We start from the raw sequence: 4,191 nt of genomic DNA on the forward strand, positions 1-4,191 counted from the left end.
CGCCGGGTCGATCTCGAAGCTGTAGACGCCATCCTTCGGCGGCAGCGCCTTCACCGGCACGGCCATGGCGGCCATGCCCGACGGCCCCATGTCGGCGGTGGTCTCGAAGATCACGGCGTCGGGCACCGGCGTGCTGTCGGCGGCGTGCACCAGCCGGACCTGGACGATGTCCTTCTGCGGCGTCCCGACCAGCTCGAAGCGGTAATCCGCTTCAGCCGCCTGGGCGGAGACAAACGAGGGCGCAGCGGCGCAGGCGAGCGCAATGGCGCCCGCCAGAACACGATTGAAACGCATGAGGGAACCCTTCGTGGCCGGCCAGCGGCGACCGCATGGCCGGCAAGGAACAATCCGAATTGGAACGAGGCGCACGACGAGCGTGCGCGGGCCGATTCAGATGGTTCGGGGCGGAAGGGGTTCGGGCTGGCGGTCCAGGCCGGCCAGTTCGGTCATCGACATCCAGTAGTCGATCGGGCCGTGACGCTCGATCACCTGCTGGGCCTGCAGCCGCACCGGCAGGACGCTGACGGCGGTGCATCCGATCTGCTTCATGCAGTCGGGGACGGCACTCTTATCGGGGTGCATCGGCTTCGTATCACCCGAGGCCGACATCGCCATGTCGCACGGCATGGCCGTCTCCATGGCGGCGCAATCCGGCGCCGCCTGCGCAAGATCGTTCGTCATCCCGCCTACCAGGGCGAATGCGACGAGCAGGAGCAGGATCTGGCGCAGGAATCTCGACATCACCGCGGACGATACCCTTCAGTCCCTCGGGGGCAAACGTGCGCGAATGCCGCACGGCCCGGAGCCTCACCCATGGCACCGCTCCGGGCTGTCGAGAAGGAAGGGCCTAGTCGGCGGCATCCTTCTCCATGGCCGTCACAAGGCTGCGCGGGCGCATATCTGTCCAATGCGTCTCGATATGCTCGATGCAGGCCACCCTGGCATCGGGGCCGTGGCAGATGTCCCATCCGGCGGGAACCGCTGATGTGCTCGGCCACAGCGAGTACTGCAGCTCGTCGTTCCGCAGCACCAGGTACTGGGCATCGGGGGCTTCGAACGGGTTGATCACGTCACGCTTCTCCGGTTGAGGGGACAGGGATGGTCGGTTGTGCGGGCGCCGTCAGCCGGACGGCCTTCCAGCCGCCGCGGCTGAACCAATGGATGGCCAGGGCGGCCACGGTGATGTTGGCCACCGGGAACGACCACCACAGGCCCTGGGCCTGCAGGGCGGTGGCCGTCGACAGGACATAGGCCAGCGGCAGCTGGAGCAGCCATTGCGAGACCAGCACCAGGGTCATTGCCGCCAGCATGTTGCCCGAGGCACGAAAGCTCGACGCGATCGCGAGCTGGATGCCGATGCCGCCCCAGGTCAGGCACATGATGCGGATGAAGCCACTGCCTTCGGCGATGACCGCGGCGTTGCCGGGGACGAAGAACGCGATGATCCATGGCGCCAGGCCATAGGCCAGGACCCCGCCCAGACTCAGGATGGCGAAGCCGCAGATCGCGCTCAGGGTCATCACCCGGGCTGCGCGGTCGGTCCGGCCGGCGCCGATGGCCTGGCCGACCAGCGTCGCCGCCGCCGTGGCCAGCCCCATGGCCGGGATCGTCATGATCTGCAGCACGATCAGGCCGACCCCATAGGCCGCGGTGGCGACGGTGCCGAAGCGCGTGACCATGACGGACATCGCCATCAAGGCCAGGCCGTGCGCCGCCAGTTCCAGCGATCCGGGAAATCCCAGGCGGATGGCCCGCCTGATGTAGGGCGCATCGGGCACCAGGCTCCGCCATCGCAGCGTGATGCCGTGACGCCCCCGCGCCAGGATCGCGATGCCGAGGGCCGCCGCCATCGCCTGGGTCACCAGCGTCGCCAGGGCGGCGCCCGCCACGCCCAGCCCCGGTAGCGGTCCCCAGCCGAAGATGAACAGCGGGTCGATGGCGAAGTTCAGCGCCACGGCGCAGGCGATGATGCGCAGCGAGATCCTGGCTTGGCCGACACTGGCCATCAGCGCCTGGAACACGGCATAGAGGAAGACGAAGACGATGCCGATGAAGGAGACCCGGAGGAAGCCGACGGCGCCGCTGCGGACATCCGGCGCCAGGTCGAGCAGCGACAGGCAGAGCGGTGCGGCGATGCAGCCGAGCAGGCCGAGCGGCACCGCGACCAGCGCCACCGCGCTCAGGGACTGCGCCGCGACGTGGTCGACCCTGTCCCGCTGCCCGGCCCCGGTGTATTGGGCGCAGAGCGTGGCCCCGGCGATGGCGAGGCCGGCCCCGAGCGCGAACACCAGGAATATCCAGGGAAAGCTGGCCGAGACCGCGGCGCCCGCCGCGGCACCCAGCCGGCCGAGCCAGAAGGCATCGGTCAGCTGATAGCCGTATTGCAGGACGTTCCCGGCGATGAGGGGCAGGCCGAGCCCGACCAGGGCGCGGTGGATCGGCCCTTCGATAAGCCGGGACCGGCGCTGCGCTGGGCCGTCCGCATCCTTGGGGGAAGCCTGCCGAAGCGGGGGCATGGCTACTTTGTCGGCTTTGGGTTGGGCCGGGGGAAGACCTGGAACCGGCCGGTGATGATCCGGCCGACCTCCGACATCGGCGCCGGCTGGGTCATGGCGGCGTGGGCGCAGTCGAGCTCGTGCCGGATGACGCCGCGGGAGATGTGCGGATCCCACGCGCGGGCTTTGGGCGAGGCCGGATCGCGATTTTCGGCAGAAGCGAAATAGAGCAGGTCCCCTTGGAATCGGGCCTTCGGCCGATAGGCCCGCAGCAGCCGGACATTGTGGTGGAAGACGCGGAACAGGGCCTCGACGCCGGCCTGCCCGAGCGGGGCGAAGGGATGCTCCGCCTCGGCGAGCCGCTGCAGGACATCGTCCCAGCCTTCGCTGTCCGGCGCCGGCCCGTCATAGCCGATCGCCGAAAGCCACTGCGCCAGGCGCTCTTGTTCCGTCTGCTGCGGTTCGGGTTCCACATGCAGGGGTGGTGCTCCGTCGAGGCTGACGAGAAGGGCGACTTCGTCGCCCGCCTCCTGCATCCGGGTGGCGATGGCATGCGCCACGACGGCGCCGAAGGACCAGCCGAGAAGATGGTATGGCCCGTCCGGCTGCACGGTCCGGATCTGGTGGAGATAGTCCGCGGCCATCGCGTCGATGTCCTCGGCCAGCGGGTCGGTGCCGGTCAGCCCGCGGGCCTGCAGACCGTACAGGGGAATCTCCGGCCCCAACGACTGGGCCAGGGTGATGTAGGACCAGCTCACGCCACCGACAGGGTGGATGCAGAACAAGGCTGGCCCGGTGCCGCGGGGCCGCAGCGGCAGAAGCACGTCGAGCATATCAGGCTGGACGCCGGCGTTCAGCGTCTCGGCCAGTCTGGCGACGGAAGGGGCTTCGAACAGGGCGCGGATCGGGAGTTCGGCGCCGAGGGCGGATCGGATGCGGCTGACGAGGCGTGTGGCGAGGATGGAGTGTCCGCCGAGATCGAAGAAGCTGTCGTCGATGGAGAGTGTGTCGAGGCCGAGGGTCTCGGCGAAGAGGGTGGCGAGGATCTCTTCCTGCGGTGTGCGGGGCGCACGTCCCGGTCCAGCCGTGAAGTCGGGGGCCGGAAGGGCTTTGCGGTCGAGCTTGCCGTTGGGTGTCAGCGGCAGGCGATCGAGCAGGACCACGGCGGCCGGGACCATGTGGTCGGGCAGGGTCCCGGCCAGGGCCTGGCGCAGTCCAGCGGGATCGAGACTGGCCGTGGCCTCCGGCACGGCATAGCCGACAAGCTGCTGGAGGCCGGCCTGATCTTCACGCGCGATGACAGTCGCCTGTGCGACGCCGGGCAAGCGGGCCAGGGCGATTTCGATCTCGGCGGGTTCGATGCGGAAGCCACGGATCTTGACCTGATGGTCGGTACGCCCGAGGAAGTCGAGGGCGCCGTCGGGCCGCCACCTGGCGAGATCGCCGGTGCGGTACATGCGCTGGCCCGGCGACCCGAAGGGACAGGCGACGAAGCGCTCGGCGGTCAGGCCGGGGCGGTTGAGATAGCCGCGCGCCAGTCCTGCCCCGGCGACATAGAGTTCGCCGGGCACCCAGACCGGCACCGGGCGCAGGGCGTCGTCGAGGACATAGACCCGGCTGTTGCGGATCGGCCGGCCGATCGACGGGATGACGGCACCCGCGAGCGGCTCCCCGATGGTGGCGCAGACGGTGGTTT

At 69.4% G+C, this 4,191-nt stretch carries 5 protein-coding genes; all 5 read right to left on the reverse strand.

Features of this window, described 5'->3' with window-relative positions:
• A partial coding sequence (locus AC3XYG_RS38595; RefSeq protein ID WP_489145212.1) for a FixH family protein occupies positions 1-294 on the reverse strand: 294 nt, incomplete at its 3' end.
• A gap of 96 nt (positions 295-390) precedes the next feature.
• Positions 391-681, reverse strand: a complete 291-nt coding sequence (locus AC3XYG_RS38600; protein ID WP_489145213.1) for a hypothetical protein — start codon at positions 679-681, stop codon at positions 391-393.
• A gap of 166 nt (positions 682-847) precedes the next feature.
• Positions 848-1,069, reverse strand: coding sequence for an MbtH family protein (locus AC3XYG_RS38605; protein ID WP_489145214.1), 222 nt, complete (start codon positions 1,067-1,069; stop codon positions 848-850).
• A gap of 1 nt (position 1,070) precedes the next feature.
• A complete protein-coding gene (locus AC3XYG_RS38610; RefSeq protein WP_489145215.1) occupies positions 1,071-2,516 on the reverse strand; it encodes an MATE family efflux transporter in 1,446 nt (481 codons plus the stop codon).
• Positions 2,517-2,518: 2 nt separating this feature from the next.
• Positions 2,519-4,191: alpha/beta fold hydrolase (locus AC3XYG_RS38615; RefSeq protein WP_489145216.1), on the reverse strand; the 1,673-nt coding region annotated here is incomplete at its 5' end.

Source organism: Inquilinus sp., assembly GCF_057815775.1.

Excerpts from the sequence above, each read along its gene's own strand:
- AC3XYG_RS38600 (WP_489145213.1), bottom strand. The coding sequence starts at position 681 with ATGACGAACGATCTTGCGCAGGCGGCGCCGGATTGCGCCGCCATGGAG.
- AC3XYG_RS38610 (WP_489145215.1), bottom strand. The coding sequence starts at position 2,516 with ATGCCCCCGCTTCGGCAGGCTTCCCCCAAGGATGCGGACGGCCCAGCG.